28 protein-coding genes are annotated in these 25,916 nt (G+C 71.3%); 12 read left to right on the top strand and 16 right to left on the bottom strand.

What is annotated here, in order from left to right; all coding sequences use genetic code 11:
• Positions 1-10 precede the first annotated feature (10 nt).
• A complete protein-coding gene (locus tag AVP42_RS03630) occupies positions 11-679 on the top strand; it encodes an HAD family hydrolase (RefSeq protein WP_067946186.1) in 669 nt (222 codons plus the stop codon).
• 19 nt (positions 680-698) lie between these two features.
• On the opposite strand, the gene AVP42_RS03625 is transcribed toward AVP42_RS03630, so the two are convergent.
• Entirely contained in the window at positions 699-1,694 is a 996-nt protein-coding gene (locus AVP42_RS03625; RefSeq protein WP_067946185.1) for a DUF5937 family protein, read from the bottom strand.
• Positions 1,695-1,740: 46 nt separating this feature from the next.
• On the opposite strand from AVP42_RS03625, the gene AVP42_RS03620 reads away from it, so the two are divergent.
• The 8 genes from AVP42_RS03620 to AVP42_RS03585 all read left to right on the top strand — a co-directional run bounded on the left by AVP42_RS03620 (position 1,741) and on the right by AVP42_RS03585 (position 8,211).
• Complete coding sequence (locus tag AVP42_RS03620) at positions 1,741-2,142, top strand: cupin domain-containing protein (protein ID WP_067946184.1); 402 nt, start codon at positions 1,741-1,743, stop codon at positions 2,140-2,142.
• A gap of 10 nt (positions 2,143-2,152) precedes the next feature.
• Entirely contained in the window at positions 2,153-2,443 is a 291-nt protein-coding gene (locus AVP42_RS03615) for a DUF4287 domain-containing protein (RefSeq protein ID WP_067946183.1), read from the top strand.
• A 152-nt stretch (positions 2,444-2,595) separates the two neighbouring features.
• Complete coding sequence (locus AVP42_RS03610; RefSeq protein WP_157356699.1) at positions 2,596-3,168, top strand: TasA family protein; 573 nt, start codon at positions 2,596-2,598, stop codon at positions 3,166-3,168.
• 38 nt (positions 3,169-3,206) lie between these two features.
• The gene (locus tag AVP42_RS03605; RefSeq protein WP_067946179.1) at positions 3,207-3,830 is read left to right on the top strand and encodes a signal peptidase I; all 624 of its coding nucleotides are present in this window, start codon (positions 3,207-3,209) and stop codon (positions 3,828-3,830) included.
• Entirely contained in the window at positions 3,827-4,261 is a 435-nt protein-coding gene (locus AVP42_RS03600; RefSeq protein WP_067946177.1) for a hypothetical protein, read from the top strand. Before AVP42_RS03605 ends, AVP42_RS03600 begins: the two co-directional genes overlap by 4 nt.
• A gap of 77 nt (positions 4,262-4,338) precedes the next feature.
• Positions 4,339-6,156 (top strand): Ig-like domain-containing protein, encoded by a 1,818-nt coding sequence (locus tag AVP42_RS03595; RefSeq protein WP_067946175.1) that lies wholly within the window; start codon positions 4,339-4,341, stop codon positions 6,154-6,156.
• A gap of 86 nt (positions 6,157-6,242) precedes the next feature.
• Positions 6,243-6,974 carry a response regulator transcription factor gene (locus AVP42_RS03590; RefSeq protein ID WP_231878532.1) on the top strand — a complete coding sequence of 244 codons (732 nt, stop codon included), beginning with the start codon at positions 6,243-6,245 and terminating at the stop codon, positions 6,972-6,974.
• Positions 6,967-8,211, top strand: coding sequence for a histidine kinase dimerization/phospho-acceptor domain-containing protein (locus AVP42_RS03585; RefSeq protein WP_067946174.1), 1,245 nt, complete (start codon positions 6,967-6,969; stop codon positions 8,209-8,211). Before AVP42_RS03590 ends, AVP42_RS03585 begins: the two co-directional genes overlap by 8 nt.
• Here the strand turns inward: AVP42_RS03585 and surE are convergent.
• Both surE and AVP42_RS03575 read right to left on the bottom strand, forming a co-directional pair.
• A complete protein-coding gene (gene surE, locus AVP42_RS03580) occupies positions 8,198-8,953 on the bottom strand; it encodes a 5'/3'-nucleotidase SurE (protein ID WP_067946173.1) in 756 nt (251 codons plus the stop codon). The genes AVP42_RS03585 and surE overlap by 14 nt on opposite strands.
• A complete protein-coding gene (locus AVP42_RS03575; protein WP_197466943.1) occupies positions 8,950-9,930 on the bottom strand; it encodes a 1-phosphofructokinase family hexose kinase in 981 nt (326 codons plus the stop codon). Before AVP42_RS03575 ends, surE begins: the two co-directional genes overlap by 4 nt.
• Positions 9,931-10,105: 175 nt before the next feature.
• Between AVP42_RS03575 and AVP42_RS03570 the strand changes: the two genes are divergently transcribed.
• The 3 genes from AVP42_RS03570 (at position 10,106) to AVP42_RS03560 (ending at position 12,931) form a co-directional block, all read left to right on the top strand.
• Positions 10,106-10,771: a DUF6518 family protein gene (locus tag AVP42_RS03570; RefSeq protein ID WP_067946168.1), complete on the top strand. Its 666-nt coding sequence runs from the start codon at positions 10,106-10,108 to the stop codon at positions 10,769-10,771.
• A 55-nt stretch (positions 10,772-10,826) separates the two neighbouring features.
• Positions 10,827-11,402 (top strand): GNAT family N-acetyltransferase, encoded by a 576-nt coding sequence (locus tag AVP42_RS03565; protein WP_067946166.1) that lies wholly within the window; start codon positions 10,827-10,829, stop codon positions 11,400-11,402.
• Positions 11,403-11,602: 200 nt separating this feature from the next.
• On the top strand, positions 11,603-12,931 hold the full coding sequence (locus AVP42_RS03560) for an MFS transporter (RefSeq protein ID WP_067946165.1): 1,329 nt from the start codon (positions 11,603-11,605) through the stop codon (positions 12,929-12,931).
• Positions 12,932-13,013: 82 nt separating this feature from the next.
• Here AVP42_RS03560 and AVP42_RS03555 read toward each other — a convergent pair whose 3' ends face one another.
• The 13 genes from AVP42_RS03555 to AVP42_RS03495 all read right to left on the bottom strand — a co-directional run bounded on the left by AVP42_RS03555 (position 13,014) and on the right by AVP42_RS03495 (position 25,912).
• Positions 13,014-13,493, bottom strand: a complete 480-nt coding sequence (locus AVP42_RS03555; protein WP_067946164.1) for a GNAT family N-acetyltransferase — start codon at positions 13,491-13,493, stop codon at positions 13,014-13,016.
• Entirely contained in the window at positions 13,490-15,346 is a 1,857-nt protein-coding gene (gene nhaA, locus AVP42_RS03550) for a Na+/H+ antiporter NhaA (protein ID WP_082846956.1), read from the bottom strand. The genes AVP42_RS03555 and nhaA overlap by 4 nt, the downstream gene beginning before the upstream one ends.
• Positions 15,347-15,398: 52 nt before the next feature.
• On the bottom strand, positions 15,399-16,523 hold the full coding sequence (locus AVP42_RS03545; protein ID WP_067946163.1) for a Gfo/Idh/MocA family protein: 1,125 nt from the start codon (positions 16,521-16,523) through the stop codon (positions 15,399-15,401).
• 106 nt (positions 16,524-16,629) lie between these two features.
• Positions 16,630-17,502, bottom strand: coding sequence for a ThuA domain-containing protein (locus tag AVP42_RS03540; RefSeq protein WP_067946162.1), 873 nt, complete (start codon positions 17,500-17,502; stop codon positions 16,630-16,632).
• Between the two features lie 64 nt (positions 17,503-17,566).
• A complete protein-coding gene (locus AVP42_RS03535; protein ID WP_067946159.1) occupies positions 17,567-18,571 on the bottom strand; it encodes a sugar phosphate isomerase/epimerase in 1,005 nt (334 codons plus the stop codon).
• A gap of 11 nt (positions 18,572-18,582) precedes the next feature.
• Positions 18,583-19,740, bottom strand: coding sequence for a Gfo/Idh/MocA family protein (locus AVP42_RS03530; protein WP_067946490.1), 1,158 nt, complete (start codon positions 19,738-19,740; stop codon positions 18,583-18,585).
• A gap of 26 nt (positions 19,741-19,766) precedes the next feature.
• Positions 19,767-20,183 (bottom strand): DUF6379 domain-containing protein, encoded by a 417-nt coding sequence (locus AVP42_RS03525; protein ID WP_067946157.1) that lies wholly within the window; start codon positions 20,181-20,183, stop codon positions 19,767-19,769.
• Positions 20,184-20,191: 8 nt separating this feature from the next.
• Complete coding sequence (locus AVP42_RS03520; protein WP_067946156.1) at positions 20,192-20,977, bottom strand: nuclear transport factor 2 family protein; 786 nt, start codon at positions 20,975-20,977, stop codon at positions 20,192-20,194.
• Positions 20,970-22,031: a sugar phosphate isomerase/epimerase gene (locus AVP42_RS03515; protein WP_067946155.1), complete on the bottom strand. Its 1,062-nt coding sequence runs from the start codon at positions 22,029-22,031 to the stop codon at positions 20,970-20,972. The genes AVP42_RS03520 and AVP42_RS03515 overlap by 8 nt, the downstream gene beginning before the upstream one ends.
• Positions 22,028-23,128: a sugar phosphate isomerase/epimerase gene (locus tag AVP42_RS03510; RefSeq protein WP_067946154.1), complete on the bottom strand. Its 1,101-nt coding sequence runs from the start codon at positions 23,126-23,128 to the stop codon at positions 22,028-22,030. Before AVP42_RS03510 ends, AVP42_RS03515 begins: the two co-directional genes overlap by 4 nt.
• A complete protein-coding gene (locus tag AVP42_RS03505) occupies positions 23,125-23,532 on the bottom strand; it encodes a DUF6379 domain-containing protein (RefSeq protein WP_067946153.1) in 408 nt (135 codons plus the stop codon). The genes AVP42_RS03510 and AVP42_RS03505 overlap by 4 nt, the downstream gene beginning before the upstream one ends.
• A gap of 44 nt (positions 23,533-23,576) precedes the next feature.
• Positions 23,577-25,121, bottom strand: a complete 1,545-nt coding sequence (locus AVP42_RS03500; RefSeq protein WP_067946151.1) for a GMC oxidoreductase — start codon at positions 25,119-25,121, stop codon at positions 23,577-23,579.
• Positions 25,118-25,912, bottom strand: coding sequence for a TIM barrel protein (locus tag AVP42_RS03495; RefSeq protein ID WP_067946149.1), 795 nt, complete (start codon positions 25,910-25,912; stop codon positions 25,118-25,120). The genes AVP42_RS03500 and AVP42_RS03495 overlap by 4 nt, the downstream gene beginning before the upstream one ends.
• Positions 25,913-25,916 lie beyond the last annotated feature (4 nt).

Here is a 25,916-nt window from a genome sequence, read left to right as displayed (position 1 = left end):
AACGGGACGCATGACGCCCACGGCCCGACCGAGCACCATCCTGTTCGACATCGACGGAACGCTCGTCGACTCCAACTTCCTGCACGTGGACGCATGGCAGCGCGCGTTCGCCCTGCAGGGCGTCCACGCCGACGCCTGGCGGATCCACCGGGCCATCGGACAGGACGCCTCCAGGCTCGTGACGGAACTCGCGGGCGAACGCGACGAGGCGTGGACGGCGGAGGCCAAGCAGGGGCACTCCCTCTTCTACCGCGAGCTCGCCCCGCGGCTGCGGGCCTTCGACGGCGCCACGGACCTGCTCCGGGCGGTCGCCGACCGCGGCACGCGCGCCGTGCTGGCCACCTCCGCCCCCGACGAGGAACTCGAACTGCTGCTGCGTGCGCTCGACGCCGGCGACGCCGTGCACGCCACGACCTCGGCCGACGACGTCGACCGCGCCAAGCCGGACCCCGACATCCTCGCCGTCGCGCTCGAGCGCGCGGAAACGGAGGCCGCCGACGCCGCCTTCGTCGGCGACTCGACGTGGGACATGATCGCCGCCGAACGCGCCGGGGTCATCGCCTACGGCGTGCGATCGGGCGGCACCTCGGCCGCGGAACTGCGCGAGGCGGGGGCGCGCGAGGTGTTCGACGATCCGGCCGACCTGCTCGCCCGTCTCGACGAGCTCGTGCTCGGCTAGCCCCGCATCCAGGTCGCGATCAGGGAACGCGCGCCGACCCGACGAGCGCCTCGCCGAGCGGCGCCCGGAGGTGCAGCATCCGCGCACCCTCGCGGCGGCTCACGATGAGGCCGGCCTCGCGCAGCACCGTCAGGTGGTGCGACGCGGTCGACAGGGCGAGTGACGCGTCCGCGGCGACCTGCGAGGTCGTGCGCGGCGCGTGCGAGGTGAGCAGGATGCCGGCTCGGGCGGGGCCGAGCAGCGCGCCGAGTGCATCGGCGAGCGCCGCGGCATCCGTCGCCCATCGCTCGGTCACGCCCTGCGCCGGGTAGAAGACGGTGGGCTGGGCCGGCGGCTCGGTGAGCACGGAGCATCCGGTTCCGCCGAGCACCGACGGCACGAGGACGATGCCGGAGCCCCGGCAGTCGAGCACCTCGGAGTGGAGGCGCAGCTCGACCCGGACGGCGTCGTCGTGCCATTCGATCGAGCGGTGCAGCCCGCCCACCATGCCGCCGAGCCCGTCGGTCGCCACGCTGCGGGCGCGCACCGCGATGTCGGCCCGCAGGATGCGCTCGAGCTCCGTCCACACGGGCGCGAGCAGGGCCGCCCACAGCTCCAGCCACGCGTCGGCGATGAGGCGCCGCGCCAGCGGCAGATCGGCCAGCATGCGCTCGACCGCATCGCGGCGGTGGCCCGCGGAGCGGACCACGACCTTGCGGAGGTCGACGGCCATGGGGCCGAGCGGCGCCTCGCCGAGTCGCGCCGCCTCATCGGCCGGCTCGAGGTCCCACGTGGGCGTGGTCGTGAGGAAGTCGGGGAAGTAGCCGCGCTCGCCGATGAGCACGGCGAACAGCTCGAACGCGTCGCGCGGCACGTTCGCGCGCACGCTTCGGAGCCAGCCCCACTGCAACGGGTGCTCGTCCGGACGTTGCAGCACGCGGACCGCGTGGCACAGCTCGTGCCCTGGCGAGACGCCGAACCGGATCGCGGAGATGTCCCCGGGGGCGAGCCGGAACTCAGCGAAGTTTCGCTCCACGTCGAAACACTAACGGCGACGGATGCCACGGCGCGACGCTTGCCCCATGACCGATGCAGAGATCACCCTCAGCCCGTCCGGAACCGCGGCGAGGGCTCCGGTGCTCGTGCCCGCCGAGACGCTGCGCATCGGCACCGGGCGCACGCGGCGCTTCGTCGGACGCGAGCACGGCGCCGGCGTCTCGTACTTCTTCGTCGACAACGACCCCGGTCAGGGGCCAGGCCTGCACTGGCATCCCTACCCGGAGACGTGGGTCGTGCTCGAGGGCACCGCCCGCATCATCGTCGGCGACGCCGAGCTGGTCGCCACCTTCGGAGACACCGCCACGGTGCCAGCCGGCGTGTGGCACCGCTTCACCAACACCGGCGACGGCCCACTGCGGATGCTGTGCATCCACGCGTCCGACACCATCATCCAGATCTGGGCCGACGGGCCCGCCGACCGCTGAGGAGCAGCGCATGTCCTTCCAGGCCTATCTCGACAACATCGAGGCCAAGACCGGCCTCACCCCGCGGCAGTTCATCGAGCTCGCGACCGAACGGGGCTTCGGCCCCGGCACCAAGGCGACGCCGATCGTCGCCTGGCTCGCCGAGGACTACGGCCTCGGCCGCGGCCATGCCATGGCGCTCGTGCACGTCATCACGAAGGGACCGCGGATCAGCGCCAAGCATGTCGACAGCGGCGGCGCCCACAGCGACCCCGCCGACACGCTGTGGCTCGACGGCGCGGCGACGAACCCGAACGGATGACGCGACCCGGGGTTTCCATACCGTTGCATTGATCCCCCAGCTGTGACCCAGGCCTGTCCGGACGGTGGATCTGCCGTGGGGTTCCTGTTGCCGACGCCTCCATAGCGTTGCCATCACGACGTTCACACGAACAGAACAGGAACCCCACCCCCATGGACGCCATCACCCCCCAGGCCCCCCAGGCCACCGAGAAGCCCCGCTCGCGCAAGCGCATCCTCGTCCCGCTCGCCGGCCTCCTGGTCGCCGCCGCGGTCACCGCAGGATCGGGCGCGGACTTCATCTCCAACTCGGTCAACTCCGCCAACGCGTTCAACGCCGGCACGCTGACGCAGTCGAACTCGAAGGCCGGCAACGCGATCTTCAACGTGAGCAACCTCAAGCCGGGCGACGTCGTCAACGGCAAGGTCACCATCACCAACACCGGCTCGCTCGCCTCGAACATGAAGCTCACCGAGGACGCGGTCAACAACTTCGTCACCAAGTCGAACCTCACGCTCGTCATCACGCAGACCGGCTCGCAGACCCCCGTGTGGTCCGGCACCTTCGGCGCGCTCACCACCTCGGGCCCGATCGACCTCGGCACCTTCGCCGCCGGCGAGGCGCGCGAGTACACGTTCAGCGTCACGCTCGCCCAGGCCGCGACCAACGCCGAGCAGGGCAAGACCGCGACGGCCACGTACACCTGGAACGGCACGCAGACCGCCGCCACCACCTACAACCAGTGACGACCTGACGACCACGAGACCAGGACGGGAGCAGCAGCATGAGCGCCACGCGCACGGCGAAGACCATCGGCAACGCGATGATCACGGCGGTCGCCCTCATCGCCACCGCCATCGCAGCGCTCATGCTGCTGCCCGGCCTGCTCGGGCTGGACCGCTACGTGATCACGGGCGGCTCCATGTCGGGCACCTTCGAACGCGGCGCCCTCGTGTTCGAGCGGCAGGTCCCGGTCGCCGACCTCCGCGTCGGGGACGTCATCACCTACCTTCCCCCGGCCGAGTCCGGTATCACCGAACTGGTCACCCACCGGATCATCTCCATCGAGCCCGCCCCCGCCGGCACCGACTCCCCGATCTTCCAGACGCAGGGCGACGCCAACGGGAGCGCCGACCCGTGGACCTTCGCCCTCGAGGATGCGGTGCAGCCCCGGGTCGAGGGCTGGCTGCCCGAGGTCGGCTGGATCTTCATCGGCCTCGCCGAACCGCTCACCAGGGTCCTCGTGATCGGCATCCCCGCCGGCATCGTCGCCCTCCTCTGCCTCCGCGACGTGATCAGCGCGCTCCGCGGCTCCAAGACCACCGGGACGCCTGTTCCCCCCGACCCGAACGCGGGCGTCCCGGTTCTCACTCCCGCCCCCATCCCCACCGGGCAGGTCGTCACGTGACGACCGCGCCCACCTCCCCCCGGCGACGCCGCCCACTCCGGTGGGCGGCGGTCGCCGCGCTCACCGCCCTGTCGCTCCTGCACCTCGTCGCCGCCCCCTTCGGCGACATCACGACCGACCCGTACCTGATGTTGTCGCTCCTGATCGGCCTGATCGGCCTCGGCGCGGCCGCGCGCTTCGCCGCCGCGGGGTGCATCGAGTCCCGCCTGGGCATGGCGATCGTCGCGGGCGCATCGCTCGTCGGTGCGCTCCTCACCCACGTCGTCGGCCTCCCCGGCGCGGCGGCCCAGCCCTGGAGCGCCCGCGAGATCGCGATCACGGTCCTCGCCGCGGGCCTCCTCGTCGCCCTCCGCGTCGGGCTCAGCAGCGAATGCGAGCCGGCGCCCGCCCGCGCCGGCGCGGGCGAGCGCGAGCGTTTGTTGCGCCGGTGAGGTGCTCCCGTGGCGTGGCTGTAACCCACCGCCGCGTAGCGTCGGAACCGACCCCCGCCCCCTGAAGGGACCACCCCATGATCCACGCTGCCGTCCGCATCGCGATCGGCGCCGCACTCGCGGTGCTGCTCGTCGCGGGCGTCGGCGCGAACGGCCCGGGATTCTCCTCGGCGGCGTTCACCTCCCAGACCTCGAACGGATCGAGCGCCGTCGGCGCCGCCGTCGACTGGACGCCGCCCACCGTCTCGGTCCAGAACCCGGGCACCGGCCTGAAGGACACCGTCTCCATCACGGCCGCCGCGTCCGACGCCGAGACCGGCATCCGCGACGTCGTCGTCCAGGTGCAGGCCGCAGGCGCCACCACCTGGACCACGCTGTGCACCGCGACCGCGTCGCCGTACCGCTGCAGCTGGGACACGCGGACCGTGCCGGACGGCAGCTACGACCTCCGCGCGATCGCCACCGACAACGCCGGGTACACCACCACCTCCGCCCTCGTCCGCACCACCGTCGCCAACGCGTTCGCCGTGCTGCTCGCCGACCCGGGCGACGTGGTGCGCGGCACGGTGCCGCTCGCGACGACCCTGCAGAACGCCGGGACCGGCACCTACTCGGTCCGCGTCGAGTACGCCGCCGCCGGCTCCGGCACCTGGCGGACGCTGTGCAGCAACCTCACGGCGCCGTACGCCTGCAACTGGAACACCGCGTCGTTCGCGAACGACTACTTCGACCTGCGATCGGTCGCCACGCTGAACGGCATCACGACGACCTCGGCCGTCGTCACCGACGTGCTGGTGGACAACGTCGCCCCGACCGTGGCCATGACCGACCCCGGCACGCCGCTGAGCGGCACGGTCACGCTCGCGGCATCCGCCTCGGACGCCCACTCGGGCGTGAACCGGGTCGTGATCCAGTACACGCCCACCGGCACCACCGCCTGGAAGGACGCGTGCACGATCACCGCGCCGCCGTACTCGTGCCGCTTCGACACCACGACGGTCGCCGACGGCGTCTACGCCTTCCGGGCGGTGGCGACGGATGACGCCGGCAACTCGGCCACCTCGACCACGGTGTCGAACCGCACGGTCGACAACAGCGTCATCTCCATCTCGATGGAGGACCCGGGCGCCTACCTCAGCGGCACCGTCACGCTGTCGACCGCCGCGAACTCCAGCGCCGGCGTCAAGTCCATCGTCATCCAGCGGGCTCCGAGCGGCACCGGCACGTGGACCACCGTGTGCACCATCACGACCACGCCGTACAGCTGCGCATGGGACACCCGCACCGTCGCCGACGGACTCGTCGATTTCCGCGCCATCCTGACCGACAACGCCAACAAGCAGGCCACCTCCAACACGCTGAGCGGCCGCCGCATCGACAACACTCCCGTACGCGGGTTCGACGTGCAGACCGCCAACGGCGGCGCCACCCCGGGCAAGGTCGACACCGGCGACACCATGACGTTCACCTACAGCGAGCAGATGAACCCGGCGAGCATCGTGGCCGGGTGGAACGGATCGGCGCTGCCGGTCACCCTCCGCCTGCGCGACGGCAACCTGCTCGGACTCGGCAACGCCGGGGACACCGTCGACATCCTCCGCTCCGGCGCCGCCGTCAACCTCGGGTCGGTGAACCTCAGGCAGGACTACATCAAGACGAGCAAGACGTCGAATTTCAACGCGACCCTCACCGCGACCACCGCCACGGTGAACGGCGTGCCCGTCACCGTCGTCCAGGTCACCGTCGGGTCGCTGCTGAACGGCGGCGCGCTGCGAACCGTGAACACGGCGTCCGCGATGGTGTGGAGCCCCACGGCCGCCGCCACCGATATGGCCGGCAACCCCTGCTCGACCGCTCCGGTGACGGAGTCCGGCGCGCTGGACCGGGAGTTCTGAGCATGGGCGACCCGGGGCGACGAGATGCCGACACTCGGGGTCGCGCGCCCCGGGAAGACGAGGGCGACGTCGATAGCATCGACGTCGTGGGGCGGCAGATCCTTGTTGTGGAAGACGATGACGGCATCGCGCTGCCGTTGGTTCGAACCCTCTCGCGGGAGGGCTACGAGGTGCTGCGCGTCGCCGAGGGACGCGCCGCGATCGAGCAGGCGACCGCGGGCGAGGTCGAGCTCGTGGTGCTCGACCTGGGGCTTCCCGACATGGACGGCCTCGACGTGTGCCGCCGCCTCCGCGACCTCGGGTACGACGGCGGCATCGTGATCCTCACCGCCCGCGACGGCGAACTCGACCGCGTCGTCGGGCTCGACGTCGGCGCCGACGACTACATCGCCAAGCCCTTCGCGCTGGCCGAGCTCCTCGCCCGCCTGCGGGCCCTGCTCCGCCGCAGCAGCAGGCCGCTCGCCGCCGAGCCCGGCGGTGGCGCCCCGCCGGGCGCGAGCGCCCCGGGCGCGGCATCCGTCACGCCCCTGACCGTCGACCCCGCCTCGCGTCGCGCACACGCCGGCGACCGGGAGGTGCAGCTCAGCACCAAGGAGTTCGACCTGCTCGCCCAGCTCGACCGCCACCGCGGCGCGGTCGTCACGCGCGAGCAGCTCATGGACGAGGTGTGGGACGAGAACTGGTTCGGCTCGACCAAGACGCTCGACGTGACCATGGCGCGACTGCGGCAGAAGCTCGACGACGCCGGCGCCGACGTGCGCATCACGACCATCCGGGGCGTCGGATTCCGCCTCGACGAGGGTCGCGCGGATGCGTGAACGGCTCGTCATCGCGTTCGTCGCGCTGGCGGTCGGGATCATCGCGCTGTACGGCATCCCGCGCGCGTACATGGTCGCCGACCTCGTGCAGTCGAGCGAGCAGCGCCGCGTCGTGCGCCTCGCCGACTTCCTCGCCGTGCTCATGACCGAGCGCGAGGCCGGGAACGAGGTCACCGAGGAGTTCCTCGAGCCGCTCCTCGTCGAGGGCGAGCGCATCACGTTCACCGCCGCCGACGGACGTGTCGTGACCGCGGGCGTCGACCCGGAACCGGACGACATCACCGCGACCTCGGAACTCGCCGACGGGGGCACGGTCGAGTTCAGCCGCTCGAGCGAGGTCATCGGCGATCGGGTGCAGGAGGCGCTCATGCCGGTCGTCGTCATCGGCGTCGGCCTGCTCCTCGCGTCGGCCATCGTAGGCGTGCTGCTCGCCGGCCGCCTCTCCGACCCGTTCGTGCGCCTCGCCGGCACGGCGCGCGAGCTCGGGCGCGGCCGCCTCTCGCCACCCGGCGACGACCTGCGGATCCCCGAGGCGCGCGCCATCGACCAGGCCCTCCGCACGAGCGCGGCAACGCTGGAGGACCGGATCCGTCGCGAGCACGAGTTCGCCGCGAACGCGTCGCACCAGCTCCGCACGCCCATCACCGCGCTGCGCCTCGAACTGGAGGACCTGTCGCTCTGGAAGGAGACCACGCCCGAGCAGCGCGACCTGCTCGAGCACGCCATCCAGGAGATCGACCGGCTCTCCGACGCTATCGGGCACCTGCTCGACCTCGCCCGCGGCGGCACGCCCGGCGCCGACGACTGGCTGCCCGTCGACGAGCTCCTGGAGGACGCCGCGGACCGCTGGAGCGTGCTCGCGGACGAACTCGACCGCACCATCGAGGTCGTGACGACGAGCGAGCTCGCCCACGCCGCAGCTCCGGCACCGGCGGGGCAGATCCTCGACGTGCTGATCCACAACGCGCTCCAGCACGGACGCGGCGACGTGACCGTGTCCGCGTCGACCGCGAGCGCCTACGTCACCGTCCGCGTCGCCGACGAGGGCGAGCGACCGATCGGCAACACCGTCTTCCAGCGCACGCCCGGGCGAAGCACCAACGGCGGCGAGGGCATCGGCCTCGCCCTCGCGGCCGAACTGGCCGAGGCCCTCGGCGGGCACCTGCTGCTCGACTCCGCACCCACGACCACGTTCTCGCTGATCCTGCCGCGCGAGCAGGAGCTCACGACCGGCTGAGCCCGTCGGGCAGCGCCGTCTCCCCCACCGCGGTGATCGCGGTGAGCGTCGCCCGGCCGGCCGCGAGCAGCGACGCGTCGCTCCGCTCGTCGTGCTCGCCCTCGAGGTCGGCCACCGTCAGGCGCACGCCGCCCTCGCCCGCCTCGGCGGCGGTGGTCTGCACGATGCCGAACGGGGCGAGGGTCGCCGGTTCCGGGCGCAGGCCGGCGGCATCCGCTCGGTTGGGCACGTTGAGGTTCAGTACCGTGCCGGGCACCGCGGCGAGCAGCGGGCGCAGGATGCCGCGGGCGAGCGCGGCCGCGGCATCCCACTCGTGCGCGACCGGGTGCATGCCCACGTCGAGCGAGACCGCGAGACCGCGACCCCCGCTCGATCCGCCCGTGAGCGCGGCGCCGACCGTGCCCGAGTGCAGCACCGCGTGTCCGATGTTCGCGCCGCGGTTGATGCCGGAGAGCACCGCGTCGGGGACGTCGCCGAACGCGCCGTGCGCGGCGATGAGCGCGATCAGCGCCGGCGCCGCGCGAACCGCGTAGCACGGCACGTCGAGCCCCGCGATCTCGCGGCGCGACATGTGCACGTGCCCGTCGTGGTCGGCGCCGATGATCGAGGCACTCGACCCGCTCGCCTCGGAGGCGGGCGCCGCCACGACCACCTCGAGCCCCTCGTCGATCGCCACCGCCGCGAGCGCGTGCAGCCCGGGCGAGTCGATGCCGTCGTCGTTGGTGATCAGCACGGTGCTCATCGGTCGTCCACCTCCGCACGCGCCGCGAGCTGGTCGGGTGTGACCACTTGCGCGTCGTCGTCGCCGACTTCCTCGACCGTGACGCGCGCCCGCAGGCGGTGGATGGCCTCGGGGTCGCCCGTGCCGAGGCCGTGCCTCGTGACGTTGAGCGCCCCGGCCGCCGCGCCCAAGGCGATCGCCTCGAGCAGGGATCGGTCCTCGGCGAGCGCGCTCACGACCGCGGCGAGGAGCGAGTCGCCGGCGCCGTTCGGGTCGACCTCCTGCATGCGCGGCACGCGCACCAGGCGGGCGTGCTCGCCGTCGATGAGCACGAGCGGTTCGCCGGCGCGCGTGATGACGACGCTGCGGGCTCCGGCATCGCGGAGTCGCCGGCCCGCCGCGACGACCTCGTCGACCGAGTCGCCGCGGATCTCCCGGGCCTCGCGCAGTTCGGCGTCGCTCACCTTTGCGAGCGTGACCCCGCCGGCGAGCGCGGCCTCGAGGCGGGCCCCGGCGAGATCGACGACGACCGGCACGCCCTCGGCCCGGAGGTCGGCGGCGAGCCTCCGGTACACGTCGTCGGGCAGGATGCCCTCGTCGGCCGGCCCGCTGAGGATCACGATGCGGGCGGCCATGGCCTCGCGGAGCACCGCCGCGTACAGCTCGTCGAGGTCGTGCCGCGAGAGCGGGTCGCCGGCGAGTTCGGCGACGACGGTCCGCTGGCCGGTGCGCCGGTCGTGCACGTACGCCGGTCCGCGGCCGGTGCGCACGACGGGGTGCACCTCGATGCCCTCGTCGCCGAGCAGGTGCTGCACGACGCGACCGGACTCGCCGGTGAACGATCCCACGATGGCCACGGTGCGGCCGAGGGTGCGCAGCATCCGCGCCTGCCAGACGCCCTGCCCGCCCGAGTGCACGTGCAGGTCGCCGCCGGGATGGTCGCCCTCGAGCGTCACGGTCAGCAGCGGCGCGGGCGCGAAGATCAGCACGTCGGTCATGGTCCTCACCTCGTCGGGTCGGTTCCGTCGGCCTCACGCGCCACGATAGGGGCGGCGAGCGGATGGCACGAGGGCCTTGCGTCGGGCGTTCGTCGCCGTTCCACGGCCTCCCCCATGAGGATGAGATCGTCCGCCGACCGGTTGGGGGCGGGCCGGAGCCGAGGAGAATCGTGCGGTGACCTCGACCAGCACCGCCCCTCCGCCTTCGCGACTCGCCGACGACCGGTTCCTCGTGCCCATCCGTCCGGCCGCGCTGCGGGTCGCGGCGGTCACGGCCGTCGCGTTCGTGCTCGGCGGGGCGACGTCGTTCGGGCAGGCGTTCCCGCCCGCGGAGTTCGCGTCGCTCGCCAATTCGGCGTCGGGCTGGATGATGCCGACCGCGGTCCTGGTGTTCCTCAGCGCTCGCCGCCGGCCCGAGGCCGCCATCGCGGGTGCGCTCGCTTTCGTCGCGTTGACGGTGGGCTACGCCGTCGTCTCCGGATGGCGCGGCTTCCCGTTCGATCCCGTGGTCTGGGGGGTCATCGGCATCGTGACGGGACCGGTCGTCGGCGTCGCCGCGCACGCCCTGCGCCGGCGCCCGATGGAGGCCGCCGTGGGCGCGGGGGTGCTCGCCGGGATCCTGATCGGCGAGGGCGCCTACGGTCTCGTCGTCGTCGCCGAGACCACGAGCCCCGTGTACTGGTGGGCGGTGATCGTCCTGGGCGCCGCGCTCGTGGCCGCCATGGCGGTCCGCCTGCGCTCGGCTGTGCCGGTCGCGCTGATGGGCTTCACCACGGCGGTCGTGGCCGGGGCCTTCATCCTGGCCTTCCTCGCGCTGCCGCTGGTGTTCGCCGCGCTCTGAACCGGCCGTCCGCCGCGTCGCCCGCGATGTCGGATGCCGCTGGCATGCTCGGCTCATGGCGATCGAGGTGCGCGCGGCATCCGTCTTCGACGACGTCGCAGCGGTGCTCGGGCCGAAGCGGCCCGACGCGAACGTGTGCTGGTGCCTGAGCTATCGGCTCACCTCCTCGAAGGAGAACCTGGCGCTGCGCGGCCCGGCGCGCGGCGAGCGCGTGCGCGAGCTCGTCGCCCAGGACCCGCCGCCCGGGGTGATCGCGTACGACGGCGACGAGCCGGTCGGCTGGGCGGCCGTGCACCCGCGGGCCGACACGAGCTTCGCCACGAACCGGAAGATCCCGCACGTCGACGACCTCGACGTGTGGTCGGTGTGGTGCATCCGGGTGCGGCCGGGCCACCGCGGTCGGGGGCTCTCCCACCGGCTGCTCGCCGGCGCCGTGGCGTTCGCGCGCGAGCACGGTGCGGCGGCCGTCGAGGGGTACCCGGTCGACAACGGCGGGGCGAAGGTCGACCTGACCATGGCGTACGTGGGCACGCGCGCGCTGTACGAGGCCGCGGGCTTCACGAAGGCGTCCGACACGGAGTCGGTGATCAACGGGTTCCCGCGCGTCCTGATGCGGCTCGACCTGCGGTAGCCGCCGTTCGTCGCGTCAGGGCGACCGTTCATCGCAGGGGGTTTCGGTGAACGACCTGCGTGCGCTATGGTCTGCTTTACATACCGAACGATCGGTCAGCAAAACGACCGGCGTCCGGCCTGCATCCGCAACGGCGCACCCACCCCCCGCGCCGCGGACAACCCGACCCACCCGAACCTGCACAGAACAACGGAGTTCGCATGACGACGACGTCACAGATCCACGAGGAAGCCGAGCGCACCGGGCGCATGCCGAAGGAGGAGCGCAAGGTCCTCGCCGGAACCCTGGTCGGCACCTCCATCGAGTGGTACGACTTCTTCATCTACGCCCAAGCCGCCGGCCTCGTGCTCGCCCCGCTCTTCCTCGCGCCCGTCGCTGAGTCGAACCCGGCGCTCGCGCAGATCCTCGCCTTCGCGACCATCGGCATCTCGTTCCTCTTCCGCCCGCTCGGCGCGGTCGTCGCCGGTTACCTCGGCGACAAGCTCGGCCGCAAGAAGATGCTGGTCTTCACGCTCATCATGATGGGCGTCTCGACCTCGCTCATCGGCTTCCTGCCGACCTACGCCGCCATCGGCATCGCCGCGCCCATCCTGCTGATCACCCTGCGCATCCTGCAGGGCTTCTCGGCGGGCGGCGAGTGGGGCGGCGCGGCCCTCATGGCCGTCGAGCACGCACCCAACCAGAAGCGCGGTTTCTTCGGGGCGTTCCCGCAGATCGGCGTCCCGGTCGGCATGATCCTCGCCACGTTCACGCTCTGGGTGATCACCTCCACCATGTCCCAGGAGGCGTTCCTCGAGTGGGGCTGGCGCATCCCGTTCCTGCTGTCGATCGTCCTGATCGTCGTCGGCTACGTCATCCGCCGTGCCGTCGAGGAGAGCCCGGTCTTCCAGGACCTGCAGCGCCGCAAGCAGGAGTCGTCGGCGCCGCTCGGCCAGCTCTTCCGCCACAACACGAAGAACGTCGTCCTCACCGCGCTCGTCTTCATCGCCAACAACGCGGCCGGGTACCTGCTCATCGCGTTCTTCGCCACCTACGCCGTGACCTCGCTCGGCATGGACCGCCCGACGGTCCTCCTCGCGACGGTCCTCGCCTCGTTCGGCTGGCTCGGCTTCACGATGTTCGGCGGCCGCCTCTCCGACCGCCTCGGCCGGATCCGCACGTTCCAGATCGGCTACGCGTTCCTCGCGCTGTGGGCCGTGCCGATGTGGTTCCTCATCGACACCGGCAACATCGTCTGGTACTTCGTGGCGCTGTTCGTGATGACGTTCGGCCTCGGCCTCTCGTACGGCCCGCAGGCGGCGCTCTACGCCGAGCTGTTCCCGGCGAACGTGCGCTACTCCGGCGTCTCGATCGGCTATGCGCTCGGCGCGATCCTCGGTGGCGCGTTCGCCCCGATGATCGCCGAGGCGCTGCTCACCGCGACCGGCAACTCCTGGACGATCGGCGTCTACATCGCCATCGCCGCGGTCATCTCGCTGGTCGCCGTCTCGCTCATCAAGGAGACGAAGGGCACCGACCTGCACGTGTAGGGGGCGCGTGCAGCGCGCGGTGGGGTCCGCGCGAACGACGGGGGCGGATGTCGCAGGACATCCGCCCCCGTTCCCTGTGCCGTCAGCCCGATCCCCGGACCACGCGGCTCATGGCGAAGTTCTCGAAGACGACGCCGTTGCGCACGGGGTGGCGCACCGCGTCGACACGGAATCCGTGGGCCTCGAAGAAGGGCCTCGCGGTGATGCTGGCGTGCGTCCGCACCACCTCTGCGCCCGCGCGGCTCGCCTCCTCGAGCGCCCAGGCGAGCAGGGCGCGACCCACGCCCCGGCCGCCGACGGCCGGATCGACGTACATCATGTCGAGGTAGCCGGTGGCGTCGACATCGGTGAATCCGACGACCCGACCGTCCACCTCGGCGACCACCGTGTTGCGTTCCGCACGCCGCACGGCCCATGCTGCGGGGTCGAGATCGTCCGGCGCCCACGCCGCGACCTGCTCCGGGCCGTAGTCGGCCGCCGCGGTCAGGCGAACGGCGCGCCGGAACACCTCGAGCGTCGGCGCCGCATCGGCGGGCCCGTACGGACGGAGGCGGACCGTCATCCGATCGACCGCGGTGTCTCGACCGACCGCTCGAGGGCGCGGATCAGCGAGCGCGAGTCCCACGGACCGATATGGCGGACGCCGCCGACGAAGAACGTCGGCGTGGAGTGCAGGTCCATCACCTCGGCGTCGAGCTGGTCGTCCTCCACGCGGCGCACCACCTTCGGCGAGTGCAGGTCGTCGAGGAAGCGCTCGACGTCGAGGCCGATCTCGGCGGCGTACCGGCACAGGTCGTCGGTCTCGAGCGCGTCCTGGTTCGCGAACATCAGGCGGGCCAGCTCGAGGTGGCGACCCTGCAGCGCCGCGGCTTCGTACGCCTGGGCCGCATCCTTGGCGTGCGCGTGCACGCCCTCGAGCGGCAGGTGGCGCCACACCCAGCACACGTCGTCGCCGAAGTGCTCGAGGACCGCGTCGATCGACCCCGTCGCACGGCTGCAGAACGGGCACTCGAAGTCGCCGTACTCGACGATCTGGTACGGCGCGTCGGGTCGTCCGCGGTAGTGGTCGCGGGTCGGGTCGAAGGGGCGCACGAGCACCTTGCCGACCGGCTGCGGCGGCCAGAGCCGGTCGCCGACGGTGAACACGGCCCATCCGAGGAGGAAGGCGATGACGGATGCCGCGAGCACGCCGACGCGTCCGAGGTCGCGGAGTTCGGGGTCGGTGAAGGCGAGCGACACGATGAACAGCGAGATCGTGAACCCGATGCCCGACAGCGCGGCCCCGCCGGCGATGCGCGGCATCCGCAGACCGGGTGCCAGCCGGCCGAGTCCCGTGGCGGTGACGACGGCGACCGCGCCGGTGATGCCGACGAACTTGCCGACGACGAGCCCGGCGACGATGCCCCAGACGAGCGGCGACACGACGGCGGCGCCGATGGTCTCGGCATTCAGGTGCACGCCCGCGTTCGCGAGCGCGAAGATCGGCAGCACGAGGAACGAGATGTACGGCCCCCACGCCCCCTGCAGCCGGTCGTTGATCGAGATCGACTCGCGCAGGCTCCGGTTGACCGCGGCGGCGTAGGCGGCGTTCGGCGACTCGCGGAACGCCTGGGTGAGTTCGGCGGTGCGCTCCACGTCGGACCGCGCCGGCGGGAACACGGGGATGAGCAGGGCGACGGCGACCCCGGCGAGGGTCGGGTGGATGCCGGCGGCGAGCACCGCGAACCAGAGCGCGATGCCGAGGACCGCGTAGGCGATGCCGCGGCCCGCGCGGAGGAACCGGACGAGCGCGATCGCGACCATGAGCACCACCGCGATGGCGAGCGGCGCGGGATCGAACCCGGTGTTGTAGAACACGGCGATGACCAGCAGCGCGCCGATGTCGTCGACGACCGCGAGGGTGAGCAGGAACGCCCGCAGTCGCGCCGGGAGCTTCGGGCCGATGATCGCGAGCGCCCCGAGCAGGAACGCGGTGTCCATCGAGATCACGATGCCCCACGCGTGCGCCTGCCCGGTCGGCCAGGCGATCGCGAGGAAGATCAGCGCGGGCACGATGAGTCCCGCGATCGCGCCCACCACGGGGACGATCGCGCGCGAACGGTCGGTGAGCTCGCCGAGGGTGAACTCGCGCTTGACCTCGAGGCCGACGACGAAGAAGAACAGCGTCATCAGCGCGTCGTTCACGAAGTGGTGCAGGTCGGTGCGCAGGACCACGTCGCCGATGCCGAGCTCGATCGGCAGGCCCCAGAACGCCTCGTACGTCTCGCCCCATGGCGAGTTGGCCCACGCGATCGCGAGCACGGTGGCCAGCAGCAGCAGTGCGGCGGCGGCGCGGTCGCCGGTGCCGAGGTGCAGCCGGGGGCGCCGCCGACCGCCCTCGGTCGTGGCGGCCGGAGCGGGGGCGGGGGCGCTCATGCGCCCATGCTAGGGGCGGATGCCGCGGCGGGGGCAGTGGGCGTCGACCGGATCAGTGCGACACGGCGAGCGCGGAGGCGATGACCCGGTCGGCGAGGCCGGTGAAGGCGGGCACCGCGACGGCCGATCCGGTCCGAGCCGACTCGAGCACGGCCTGGGTCAGGTGCGCGGCGCGCAGCCCGTCGGCGAACGTCGGGAGGGTGTCGGAGGGCGTCCCGCGCAGCGCCCCGTAGGCGTCGGCGACGAAGTCGTTGAAGCACTGCTGGTAGCCCTGGGGGTGCCCGGCCGGCACCGGCTCCAGGCCGACGGGCGACGCGGCCGCCTTCGCCGGGTTGCGGGTGATCAGGCGGCTCTCGTCGCGGCGGCCGATCCAGGCCCGCTCGGGCAGCTGCTGGTCGAACTCGTAGCTCTCCTCGGGGCCGTCGAAGGAGAAGTAGAGCCGGTTGTCGCGGCCGGCGCTCGCCTGGCTGACGACGAGCGAGCCGATCGCGCCGTGATCGGTGGCGAAGGTGAGCACCGCCCCGTCCTCGGTGCGGTTCTGCGACGGGCCGCCGGCGCGCTCGAAGGCGTTCCCGACCGTCGCGGTCACGGTGGTGATGCGGTGTCCGGTCACGAACTCCATGAGGTCGCACCAGTGCACGCCGATGTCGCCGAAGGCGCGGCTCGCACCGCCGGCGGCCGGGTCGACGCGCCAGTTGGACTGGTCCACGCCCGCGAGCCAGTCCTGGAGGTAGCTGCCGTGCAGCATCCAGAGGCGGTTGTCCGGCGTGCTGCGGATGCGCTCGCGGATCTCCCGCACGAGGCCGTAGTAGCGGTAGATGAACGGGACGGCGGCGACGGGCACGTCACCCTGTCGACGGGCGAGCGCCTCGGCGTCCTCCACACTCGTGGCGAGCGGCTTCTCGACGACGACGCCGATGCCGGCGTCCATGATCGCCTCGGCCTGCTCGCGGTGGAGTGCGTTCGGCGTCGTGACGTGCACGACGTCGGGCCGCAGCCCGATGAGCTCGTCGATGGTCGCGACGGGCGCCGTCGCAGGGCGGTTCGCTGCGAACGCCTCCGCCTTCTCGCGTGTCGAGCCGGCGACGCCGACGAGGTGGTGACCGCCGGACGCGATGGCCTGCGCGTGGACGCGCGCCATGAACCCGGTGCCGATGATCCCTGCGCGAACCGACATGCGATGCTCCTCTGGTCGTGGTGAGTGCCACTCCAGTGTCTCGCACTTGCGCATGAATCGCACATAAGTGGTTGCTATCTTGCGCATAAGGGGAAGCGCAGTCCCGTCATCCCTCGCGGTTGTAGTACGGCCACGGGAGGAATCGACGCTCGCCGCGCCGATCGGGTCCTTCGAGGCTGACGTCGCCCACGGCGGCCCACTCGACGCCGCGCGGGAACATGCGGATGAACTCGATGCGCCGGAACGTGTCGATGTCGTGGCCGATCGTGATGGTGAAGCTCCGACCCGCGCCGTACTCGTTGATCCACGCGATCGGCTGGTCGGTGTTCATGCCGTTCAGCTCGGCGATGCCGCCCTCGGGGATCTCGACCGGATAGTGCGACATCGGCCAGACGGGCGCGTTCTCGTAGGCCTCCAGGTCGTCGAAGGTCGTCAGGAGCACCTGAGCACCCTCGTAGAGATCCACGCCCGTGAGGATGTCGTCGCCGGTCACGGTCCAGCGGGCGCTGATGCCTTCCGTGATCGGATGCCGCGGCTCGACGGTGTCGAGCTGCGCCTCGCCCCAGGGCCGGGGCCGGAGCCCGGTCTCGTACGCGCTCAGCTTCGCGCCCCGCATGACGTTGTACTCCTCGGGATAGCCCCAGCGGTCCTCCTGCGCCGCGGACCCGTGGAACCACACGATGCCCTTGCCGTCATCGTGGACGAACTTCAGGATGGCGGCATCCGTCTCCGGGCCGAATCCGACGGCCTTCTCGAAGAACCCGTCGCGACCCTCGAACACGACGACCAGCACGTCGTACTTGTCGATGATGTCGGCGCCGAGGCCGCGCGGGTCTTCGACGACGCGCACCCTGAAGCGCCCGGTGTCCTCGAGCAGGGTGGTGATCCACTGGTTGTGCAGCCGGAAGCTGCGGAACTCGTTGTCGTGCTCCCGGGTCATGTGCCCGGAGAGGATGAGCACGTTCAGCACGTCGGGCATGCGGCAGGTCTCCGTTCTCTCCGCGAGAGCGAGCTCACGAGAGGTCGATGGGGTGCGGCGACGCTCAGGCCTTCGTCGAGAACGCCGCGTCGAACGAGGCGTGCGGCGGGGTGATCTCGGCGAGCCTGCGCACGAACGCCAGGGCTTCGGGCGCTCCGACCAGCCGGTCCATGCCCGCGTCCTCCCATTCGACGCTCGTCGGCCCGTCGTAGCCGATCGCATTGAGCGCCCGGAAGAGGGGCTCCCAGGGCACCGCACCATGGCCGGTCGACACGAAGGTCCAGCCGCGACGCGGGTTCGCCCAGGCGAGATGCGAGCCGAGCACGCCGTTCCGTCCGTCCAGGTTGGTGATCGATTCCTTGCAGTGGACGTGGTAGATCCGGTCCGCGAAGTCGAGGACGAAGGCGACGCTGTCCAGCTGCTGCCACACGAAGTGGGAGGGGTCGAAGTTGAAGCCGAAGCTCTCGCGGTGGCCGATCGCCTCGAGCGTGCGCTTGGCGGTCCAGTAGTCGTAGGCGATCTCGGAGGGATGCACCTCCAGCGCGAAGCGGACGCCGACCTCCTCGAACACGTCGAGGATGGGATTCCAGCGATCGGCGAAGTCCCGGTAGCCCGCGTCGATCATCTCGTCCGACGCGGGCGGGAACATCGCCACGTACTTCCAGATGCTGGACCCGCTGAAGCCGTTGACGGTCGCGACGCCGAGCTTGGCGGCCATGCGCGCGGTGTCCTTCATGTCCTCGGCCGCGCGCCGGCGCACGCCCTCGGCATCACCGTCGCCCCAGACTCGATCGCTCAGGATGTCGCGGTGCCGCTGGTCGATCGGGTCGTCGCACACGGCCTGGCCGGTGAGGTGGTTCGAGATGGCGTGGACCGCCAGGCCATTGCGCTCGAGGATCTCGCGTCGACTCGACACGTAGGCGTCGTCGTCCCAGCGCGAGACGTCGAGGTGGTCGCCCCAGCAGGCGATCTCGAGGCCGTCGTAGCCCCACTCGCCCGCGAGGCGCGCGACCTCCTCGAACGGCAGGTCGGCCCACTGGCCGGTGAAGAGCGTGATCGGTCGGGGCATCGGGTCCTCCTCTATGCTTCGGCGGGCGCGTCGACGCCCACCCATCTCGAATCCTGGGCGGCGCTGGCCTCGACCGCGGCGAGCACCCGCTGCACGTGCAGGCCCTCCGCGAACGCCGGGTGCGGATCCGTTCCGCCCGCGATCGCCTCGACGAGGTCCTTCACCTGGTGGCTGAAGCCGTGCTCGTAGCCGAGCATGTGCCCGGCCGGCCACCACGCCGCGACATAGGGGTGCTCGGGTTCGGTCGCGATGATGCGCGTGAACCCCTGCACCCGGTTCGGCGCGGTGCGGTCGTACCACTGCAGGACGTTGAGCTCCTCGAAGTCGAACGCCAGCGCGCCGGCATCCCCGGACACCTCGATCGCGAGGGCGTTCTTGCGTCCCGTCGCGAACCGCGTGGCCTCGAACGAGGCGAGCGCTCCCGACGACAGGCGGCCCGTGAAGATCGCGAGGTCGTCGACGGTCACCTCGCCCGTGCCCTCGGCGGCCGTGCCCGAGAGCCCGGAGCCGGACCCCTGGAGGGGCCGCTCGCGGATGATCGTCTCCAGCACCCCGGAGACCGCGGTGACCTCCAGCCCGGTGACGAACTGCGCGAGGTCGATGGCGTGCGCCCCGATGTCGCCGAGGGCGCCCGAACCGGCGTGCTCCTTCTGCAGCCGCCATCCGAGCGGCATCGCCGGGTCGACGAGCCAGTCCTGGCGGTAGCTCGCCCGGACCTGCTGCACGCGCCCGATCCGGCCCTCGGCGATGAGGTCGCGCATGAGCGTGACCGCGGGCACGCGGCGGTAGGTGAAGCCGACCATCGATCGGATGCCGCGGGCGGCGGCGCGCTCCGCGGCATCCGTCATCGCCTCGGCCTCGTCGACCGCGTTCGCGAGCGGCTTCTCGCACATGACGTGCTTGCCCGCCTCGAGCGCGGCGATGGCGATCTCGGCGTGCGAGCCGCCCGGCGTGACGATGTCGACGAGGTCGATGTCGTCGCGCGCGATGACCTCGCGCCAGTCCGTGGCCGCTTCGGCCCAGCCCCACTTCGCCGCGGCATCCGCCACCGCATCGGCGTTGCGGCCCACGAGGACCGCCATCTCGACGTCGACGGGGAGGTCGAACACGCGCGGGGCGGTGCGCCACGCCTGCGAATGCGCGGCGCCCATGAAGCCGTAGCCGATCATGGCCACCCGCAGCGCCGGGCGGGAGGTCATGCCAGCACGACCTCGCGCTCGACGGGCACGCGGTTCGTGACGTACCGGCCGGGGCCGCCGTCGACTCCCGGCATGATCTGCATGTAGAGCAGTCGCATCGTGAGCACCACCTCGACGGTCAGTTGCTCGCCCTCCTCCGGCGCGCGGCCGAGGTCGATGAGCACGTTGGGGCGGTCGGCGACGAACCAGAGCGTGTCCCACTGCTCGGGGAGCTCCTCGATGCGGTACACGCGGCCTTCGAGCTCGAAGCGCAGCTGGTCGGTCGGGATCTGGACGCCGTTGACGGATGCCGCGACGCCGTCGACCGCCGAGAGCCACAGGCTCCGGTACCAGGGCAGCTGCAGTGAGACCGAGAGTCCCGTCTCGGTGCGACGGACGTCCTTGTCGGCGAAAAGCGAATTGTGCGTGGCCATGATCTTCCTCAGGCGTAGGTGTCGGTGAAGTGCTCGTGCGGCACGGGCGGTGCCGGCTCGAGCTTCTGCACGGTCTCGGGGCTGTAGGGGTGGTTGGTCGAGGGCACGGGCTCGTCGGCCGGGGGCATGAAGACGGGCTTGCCGTCGTCGCCGAAGTACATGAGGTCGAGGTCGAACGCGCCCTGGTTCTTCAGGCCGAAGCTGACCCAGTTCTCCTCGAACGGCGCGCGCGCCAATTCGTAGCAGCGGAACTTCCAGAACTTCCACTCGCCGTCCTGCTTGAGGAAGTCGATGGCGTACTTGCACCACACCCAGTGCGCCCAGACCTTCTTGCCGAGCACCTCCTTCGGCGAGTACATGTCGGGGAACGCCTCGGCGACCTTCGGATCGGTCAGGCCCGACTCGGTGCCCGCCATCAACCACACGCCCTTGGCGGTCCTGCCGTCGGCGGCGACCTCGATCACGGGTGTGGTCGTGGCGTGAAGGATGAGCTTGCCCTCGGGATGCGGGCGGCCGCGGTGGTAGTCGGTGACGCTCTGCCACGTCGTGTACTGGCCGGCGTTGGTGTACCGGGCGCGGATGCCCTCCGTACCCTCCTTCACCCACAGCGGGATGATCTGCTCGTCCTCGAACGCGTTGTGCAGGTACATGTAGCGGTTGAACAGGTTCTCTACCTGGCCGCGGTCCTCTGCCCGCTGCGCCAGCGCCCGGGCTCCGGCGACCTCCTCGCGCAACGCGGCCAGTTCGGCCTGCAGTTCGGAGAGGGATGCCGGGGCGGTGGTCGTGTCAGACATCGGCGTGCTCCTTCGCGGGTTCCTGCGACGCGACGGTCTCCTCGATCGCCTTGCGCATCAGCGCGTGCTGCTTCTTCACGAGATCGATCGGGTCGGCCTCGCCGAGATCCTGGAAGGCGTGACCCTCCCACTCGCTGGAGAGGTACCCCTGGTATCCGCCCACGACGAACTGCCGGACGATGCGCGGGATGTCCATGGCGGGCTCGTCGCCGTTCTCGTCGATGTCGTAGAACTTCGCGTGCACGTGGAACATCTGCGGCATGATGTCCAGCCACTCCTCCGGCGGAACCAGGCCGTGCATGTTGAAGGCCAGACGCGTGAACGGCCCGAAGGTGAGCGGGTCCACGCCCTCGCCCACGAGGTAGTCCTCGAACTTCTGGTTGCGCACGTGCATGGGGGTCGGCTCGTGCCAGATCTCCTCCATGACCGGGAAGTGCTTCTCGTCCATCCCCATCTGCGCGAGCGTGGTCAGCAGCGTCGGCGAGAGCGAGTGCATCGTCGAGGAGAAGTCGGCGGTGAAGCCGAGGCGCTCCGACTGCAGCTCGTCGTACATCTCGCGCATCTGCAGCACCTGCGGGTTGTTCGGCCCGGAGGGCGCGTGGATCTCGTAGCCGAGGTACTGGTCGTACTTCTCGGCGAGCGGCAGCAGGCTGCGCAGCAGCTCCTTGCCGTGCGACCGGATGACGACCCGCTTGAAGCCGAGCGTGTGCGCGGTCTTCAGCTGGCGTGCGAGGAACTCGTGCTCCTCGTCGGGCGTCATGTCACGGTCCTTGCGCCGGCCCATGTCGAGGTTGGTGCCGACGGCGCTCGCCTCGAGGCCGTACTTCTCGAGCGAGTCGAACCAGAGCTTCACGAACTCCTCGTCGACGTCGGGGTACGTGCGCAGCAGCTGGGCGATGTTGAACTCGACGCCCGGGCCGATGCCCTCGTCGTGCACGGCCCTGATCAACGTCTCCGGGGTGTAGACGCCGGCCGCGAACTCGCTGGTCATCGAGTAGAGGGTGGTGCCCAGCTTGATGCCGGTGCCGGCGATGCCGTCGGTCGTCTCGCTCATGCCTGGACCGCCTTTCCGAGGTGGGTGTCGAGGATGCGGCGGGCCTCCGCGGCATCCGTGATCATGCGGGAACCGGTGGCCTCGGCGGCCGACCGCTGCACGGCCTGCTCGGCCGCGATGATGTCGAAGGGGCTCTCCCAGTTGTTCCAGTGCCACCCCTCGTACTCGCTCGAGATCGCGCCCGAGTAGCCCTGCTCGACGAGCAGGCGGACGAGGTCGCGCACGGGGACCGAGGGCTCCTCGCCGCGCTCGTCGATGCCGAAGAACTTGCCGTGCACGTGCCGGATCCACGGCATGATCTCGAGCCAGTCGTCGACGCGGGCCGGGCCGAAGAGTCCCGTGCCGTTGATGCCGAAGTCGATGCCGAGGTCGGGTCGGCCGTTCTGCGCGGCGAGACCGATGAACGCGCCGAACCGCTGCCCGTGCTCCGCCTGGTCGGCGGGCGGGCCCTGCTCGTAGAAGGCGTTCCAGAGGTCGACCACCTTCGCGAGCAGTTCGTCGGACGCGCCCCGGCGGCGGTACGCCTCGAGCAGCGACGGTGCGAAGCCCGTGACCGTGGCACCCCAGTCCATGGTGAACCCGAGGAACGGCGACCCGACCTGCTCGTACCGGTCGCGGAGGGCGAGGATGCGGGGGTGCGAGGCGTACTGGTCGGCGTGCACCTCGAGCGCGAGGGTCACGCCGTACTGCTCGGCGATGGGAGCGAGCTGCTCCATCGAGTCGGGCGTGAGGGAGATCTGCACGCGCGCGATGGGGAAGCCGAGCTTCGCGGCCGCCTCGATCTGCCGGCGCATGTACTCGATGAGCTCGTCCTGCGTGAGCAGGCGGTCGCGGTGGATGCCGATGTCGGCGTTCACGGCGAGCGAGGTGGTGACGAGCCCCGTCTCCGCGACGAGGTCGCGGAACTCACCCGCGAAGCGGTCGTCGACCTCGGGGAATCCGCGGAAGCTCGAGAAGCCGATGATCTCGAGGCCGGGGCCGTACCCCTCGGCGGCGACCCGTCGGATCAGCCCTTCGAGATCGATCTCGCGGCCGTGGAATGCGCGAGTGAAGCTGTAGAGCGTGACGCCCTGGACGGGCGTGCCGAGCTGCGTCATGCCGCCACCGCCTTTCGTGCCGGCATCGACTTCGTGTCGCGCTCCTCGATGTGGAGGGTCTCGCCGTCGCCGATGATGATGTAGGGGATGTAGAGCGTGAGCTGGACGCTCACCTCGTGTTCCGCGGCCTCCGTCGCCACCGCCACGTCGCCAGAGAGCACGGCGGAATCGCTGGGAAACCACCACTCGTCGGTCGCGTCGACGAGCTCGCCGAACGTGAACTCGCGGCCGTTCATGCGCCAGCGCAGCGACTCGGCGGGCGCTTCGACGCCATCGATCGCCAGCGTCGCGCCGGCGATGCACGAGCCGGGCAGCGCCCGGTACCACGGCATCCGGACCTCGACCGATGCACGGTCTCCGTCGGTGCTGAGCGTGCCGTGTTCGATGATGCGGTCGGCGATCATGCGGACCTCCTGGACTTCTTCGTCATGATTCCTACACTCTAATGTCAGTTTTCGACGGAAGCAAGATCCGCCGCGAGGTGACGTGCGATCGCCCGCGCGCCGCGGACCGCGAGGGCCACGCTCGTGAGCGTCGGATTGCACGCCGTGGCCGTTGGGATCACGTTGTTGCCCGCCACGAAGACTCCGGACGCATCCCAGAGCTCGCCGTCGGGGTTGCACACGCTCGTGCCGTCGTTGCGCTCCCCCATGCGGGTCGTGCCCTGGTAATGCAACGACGCACCCAGCGGCATGGTGAACGGTCGCGGGTCGAGCGGCTGGCCGACCGCCTCGCCCAGGCGCACGATCTCCGCGCGAGCCTGCTCGAGCACCTCGCGGTCGCGCTCGGTGAGCCGGTAGTGGATGCGCATCGCCGGCATGCCGTACGCGTCGACCTCCTCGTCGCTGAACTCGACGCGATCGTCGCGCTGCAGGTCCTTCGCGCAGAACAACCCGAGACCGACGATCGAGCCCGGCACGACCGGGTCGTCCTCGGCGAGCGGGATCGGGGACGCGTCGAGCTGCATGATCTGTCCGTGGAAGGGCTGCTCGTCGGTGTACGGCACCCAGCTCACGCCGCTCTGCTCGCTCAGGCCGCCCTCGGCGGGCGCGGCCTCCTCGGCACCGGCGCCCGGGCCGACGTCGCGGATGCGCGAGGCGAAGACGACCTGGGTCTGGTCGTTGAGGTAGCGACCGAGGGCGTCGGGGCGGATGCCGCTGGCCCAGAGCAGTTGCGGGGTGCGGAGCGCGTCGGCGGCCACCACGACCGCGCGGGCGCGCACCTCGTGCTCCTCCCCCGTCCGCAGGTCGCGCACCCGGACCCCCGCGGCACGGCCGTCCTCGACGAGCACACGCGTGGCGAGCGACTCGTCGTGCAGGGCGAAGCGCGGGTTGGCGCGCGTGACGTCGCCCAGCACCACGTCCGAGCCCGACCACACGAGGCGGCCGTCGGGTCGGCGGTGCACGGCGAGCGGCATCCGCTGCACCCTCGCGGCCGGGTCGCGACCCTCGTCGACCGCCGCGGCCAGGCGCTCGCGCACGAGGTCGGTGAAGGGCGCGCCGTCGAACGCATCGGTCGTGACCCCGAGCAGGCGGTCGGCCTCGTCGAGCAGCTCGTCGAGGTCGGGCAGGAACGCGATGCGCTCGCTGCCGCCCGGACGCGGACAGGCGCCCGTCCAGTGGGCGGACATGCCGCCGACGTTGCTCGACATGGCCGCGACGGGCAGGCCGTCCTCACCCGGGAACGCGTAGCCCTCCTCGAGGAGGAACGTGCCGGGGCGGGCGCGACGCTCGCCGCTCTTCACGGCGCCGGGCGAGTTCACCGTCGCGGCGCCGGCGCCGGGACCCTCCGACGCGCGCTGCGCGGCGGCACGCGCTGCCGGGTCCTCGATGTTCTTGACGTGCGCGCCGGGCGGGTCGGAGACCGTCGGGCCGACCTCGAACATCGCGATCGTGACGTCCGGCGCCGCTTCGCTGAGGATGCGCGCGTACGCGGCGCCGGTCGGGCCGCTGCCGACGATCGCGACGTCGACGGCCTCGGGATAGCGGCTCATGCGGTCACCGCCAGTTCGCGGATGAGGGCGACGGACGCCTCGGACTCCTGCGTCGGGTAGTACTCGAGCCCGATCGGACCGTCGTACCCGGACGCGCGCAGGATACCGAGGGTCTCGGCCCAGTCGAGCGATCCCGAGCCCGGCTCGCCGCGACCGGGAGTGTCGGCGAGCTGGACGTACTTCACCAGGTCGCCGGCATTGGCGAGCTCCGCCGCCATGTCCTCGCCCTCGACGGCCGAGTGGTAGATGTCGTAGAGGATGCCGAAGAACGGCGAGTCCACGCCGCGGGCCACGTAGACGGCCTCCGCCGTACGGTCCAGCAGCGAGCCGGGGTGATCCACGCGGACGTTCACCGGCTCGAGGACGAGCGTGATGCCGGAGCCGTCGATCTGCGCGATGGCCTTCTCGTAGATCTCGATGAGCTTGTCGAGCTGCACCTGCCGCTTCCACCCGCCGAACCCGGTGCCGCTGCCCACGACGATGCGCGGGCACCCGAGTTCCTTCGCGATCGAGACGCCCTCGTCGAGCTTCCGGAAGAACTCGGAGTGGTCCCACGGCGGGATCATGAACTGCGTGCGCGGCTCGGCGAGCTGGGCCGTCAACTGGGTGCCGGTCTCGACGAGCGCGGCCTTGAGCGCCGGGAGGTCCTTCGGCTTCGCCGGGGCGTCCACTCCCGTGGGCCCCCACATCTCGACGGCGGTGAAGCCGGCCGCGGCGGCGGCGCGCACACGGTCGTGGTAGTCGCCGGCTTCGGTAAAGAGGAGTTCGATATTGGGTGCGAGCTGGTACACGTGC

Origin of the sequence: Agromyces sp. NDB4Y10, from assembly GCF_001620055.1 — a bacterium.
Taxonomy (GTDB): Bacteria; Actinomycetota; Actinomycetes; order Actinomycetales; family Microbacteriaceae; genus Agromyces; species Agromyces indicus.
This window is presented reverse-complemented; position numbering and strand designations above follow the sequence as displayed.

Bases quoted from the DNA above. Each gene is read 5' to 3' on its own strand.
- AVP42_RS03630 (WP_067946186.1), top strand. From the start codon at position 11: ATGACGCCCACGGCCCGACCGAGCACCATCCTGTTCGACATCGACGGA.
- AVP42_RS03620 (WP_067946184.1), top strand. From the start codon at position 1,741: ATGACCGATGCAGAGATCACCCTCAGCCCGTCCGGAACCGCGGCGAGG.
- AVP42_RS03615 (WP_067946183.1), top strand. From the start codon at position 2,153: ATGTCCTTCCAGGCCTATCTCGACAACATCGAGGCCAAGACCGGCCTC.
- AVP42_RS03610 (WP_157356699.1), top strand. From the start codon at position 2,596: ATGGACGCCATCACCCCCCAGGCCCCCCAGGCCACCGAGAAGCCCCGC.
- AVP42_RS03605 (WP_067946179.1), top strand. From the start codon at position 3,207: ATGAGCGCCACGCGCACGGCGAAGACCATCGGCAACGCGATGATCACG.
- AVP42_RS03595 (WP_067946175.1), top strand. From the start codon at position 4,339: ATGATCCACGCTGCCGTCCGCATCGCGATCGGCGCCGCACTCGCGGTG.
- AVP42_RS03585 (WP_067946174.1), top strand. From the start codon at position 6,967: ATGCGTGAACGGCTCGTCATCGCGTTCGTCGCGCTGGCGGTCGGGATC.
- surE (WP_067946173.1), bottom strand. From the start codon at position 8,953: ATGAGCACCGTGCTGATCACCAACGACGACGGCATCGACTCGCCCGGG.
- AVP42_RS03575 (WP_197466943.1), bottom strand. From the start codon at position 9,930: ATGACCGACGTGCTGATCTTCGCGCCCGCGCCGCTGCTGACCGTGACG.
- AVP42_RS03565 (WP_067946166.1), top strand. From the start codon at position 10,827: ATGGCGATCGAGGTGCGCGCGGCATCCGTCTTCGACGACGTCGCAGCG.
- AVP42_RS03560 (WP_067946165.1), top strand. From the start codon at position 11,603: ATGACGACGACGTCACAGATCCACGAGGAAGCCGAGCGCACCGGGCGC.
- AVP42_RS03555 (WP_067946164.1), bottom strand. From the start codon at position 13,493: ATGACGGTCCGCCTCCGTCCGTACGGGCCCGCCGATGCGGCGCCGACG.
- nhaA (WP_082846956.1), bottom strand. From the start codon at position 15,346: ATGAGCGCCCCCGCCCCCGCTCCGGCCGCCACGACCGAGGGCGGTCGG.
- AVP42_RS03545 (WP_067946163.1), bottom strand. From the start codon at position 16,523: ATGTCGGTTCGCGCAGGGATCATCGGCACCGGGTTCATGGCGCGCGTC.
- AVP42_RS03540 (WP_067946162.1), bottom strand. From the start codon at position 17,502: ATGCCCGACGTGCTGAACGTGCTCATCCTCTCCGGGCACATGACCCGG.
- AVP42_RS03535 (WP_067946159.1), bottom strand. From the start codon at position 18,571: ATGCCCCGACCGATCACGCTCTTCACCGGCCAGTGGGCCGACCTGCCG.
- AVP42_RS03530 (WP_067946490.1), bottom strand. From the start codon at position 19,740: ATGATCGGCTACGGCTTCATGGGCGCCGCGCATTCGCAGGCGTGGCGC.
- AVP42_RS03525 (WP_067946157.1), bottom strand. From the start codon at position 20,183: ATGGCCACGCACAATTCGCTTTTCGCCGACAAGGACGTCCGTCGCACC.
- AVP42_RS03520 (WP_067946156.1), bottom strand. From the start codon at position 20,977: ATGTCTGACACGACCACCGCCCCGGCATCCCTCTCCGAACTGCAGGCC.
- AVP42_RS03515 (WP_067946155.1), bottom strand. From the start codon at position 22,031: ATGAGCGAGACGACCGACGGCATCGCCGGCACCGGCATCAAGCTGGGC.
- AVP42_RS03510 (WP_067946154.1), bottom strand. From the start codon at position 23,128: ATGACGCAGCTCGGCACGCCCGTCCAGGGCGTCACGCTCTACAGCTTC.
- AVP42_RS03505 (WP_067946153.1), bottom strand. From the start codon at position 23,532: ATGATCGCCGACCGCATCATCGAACACGGCACGCTCAGCACCGACGGA.
- AVP42_RS03500 (WP_067946151.1), bottom strand. From the start codon at position 25,121: ATGAGCCGCTATCCCGAGGCCGTCGACGTCGCGATCGTCGGCAGCGGC.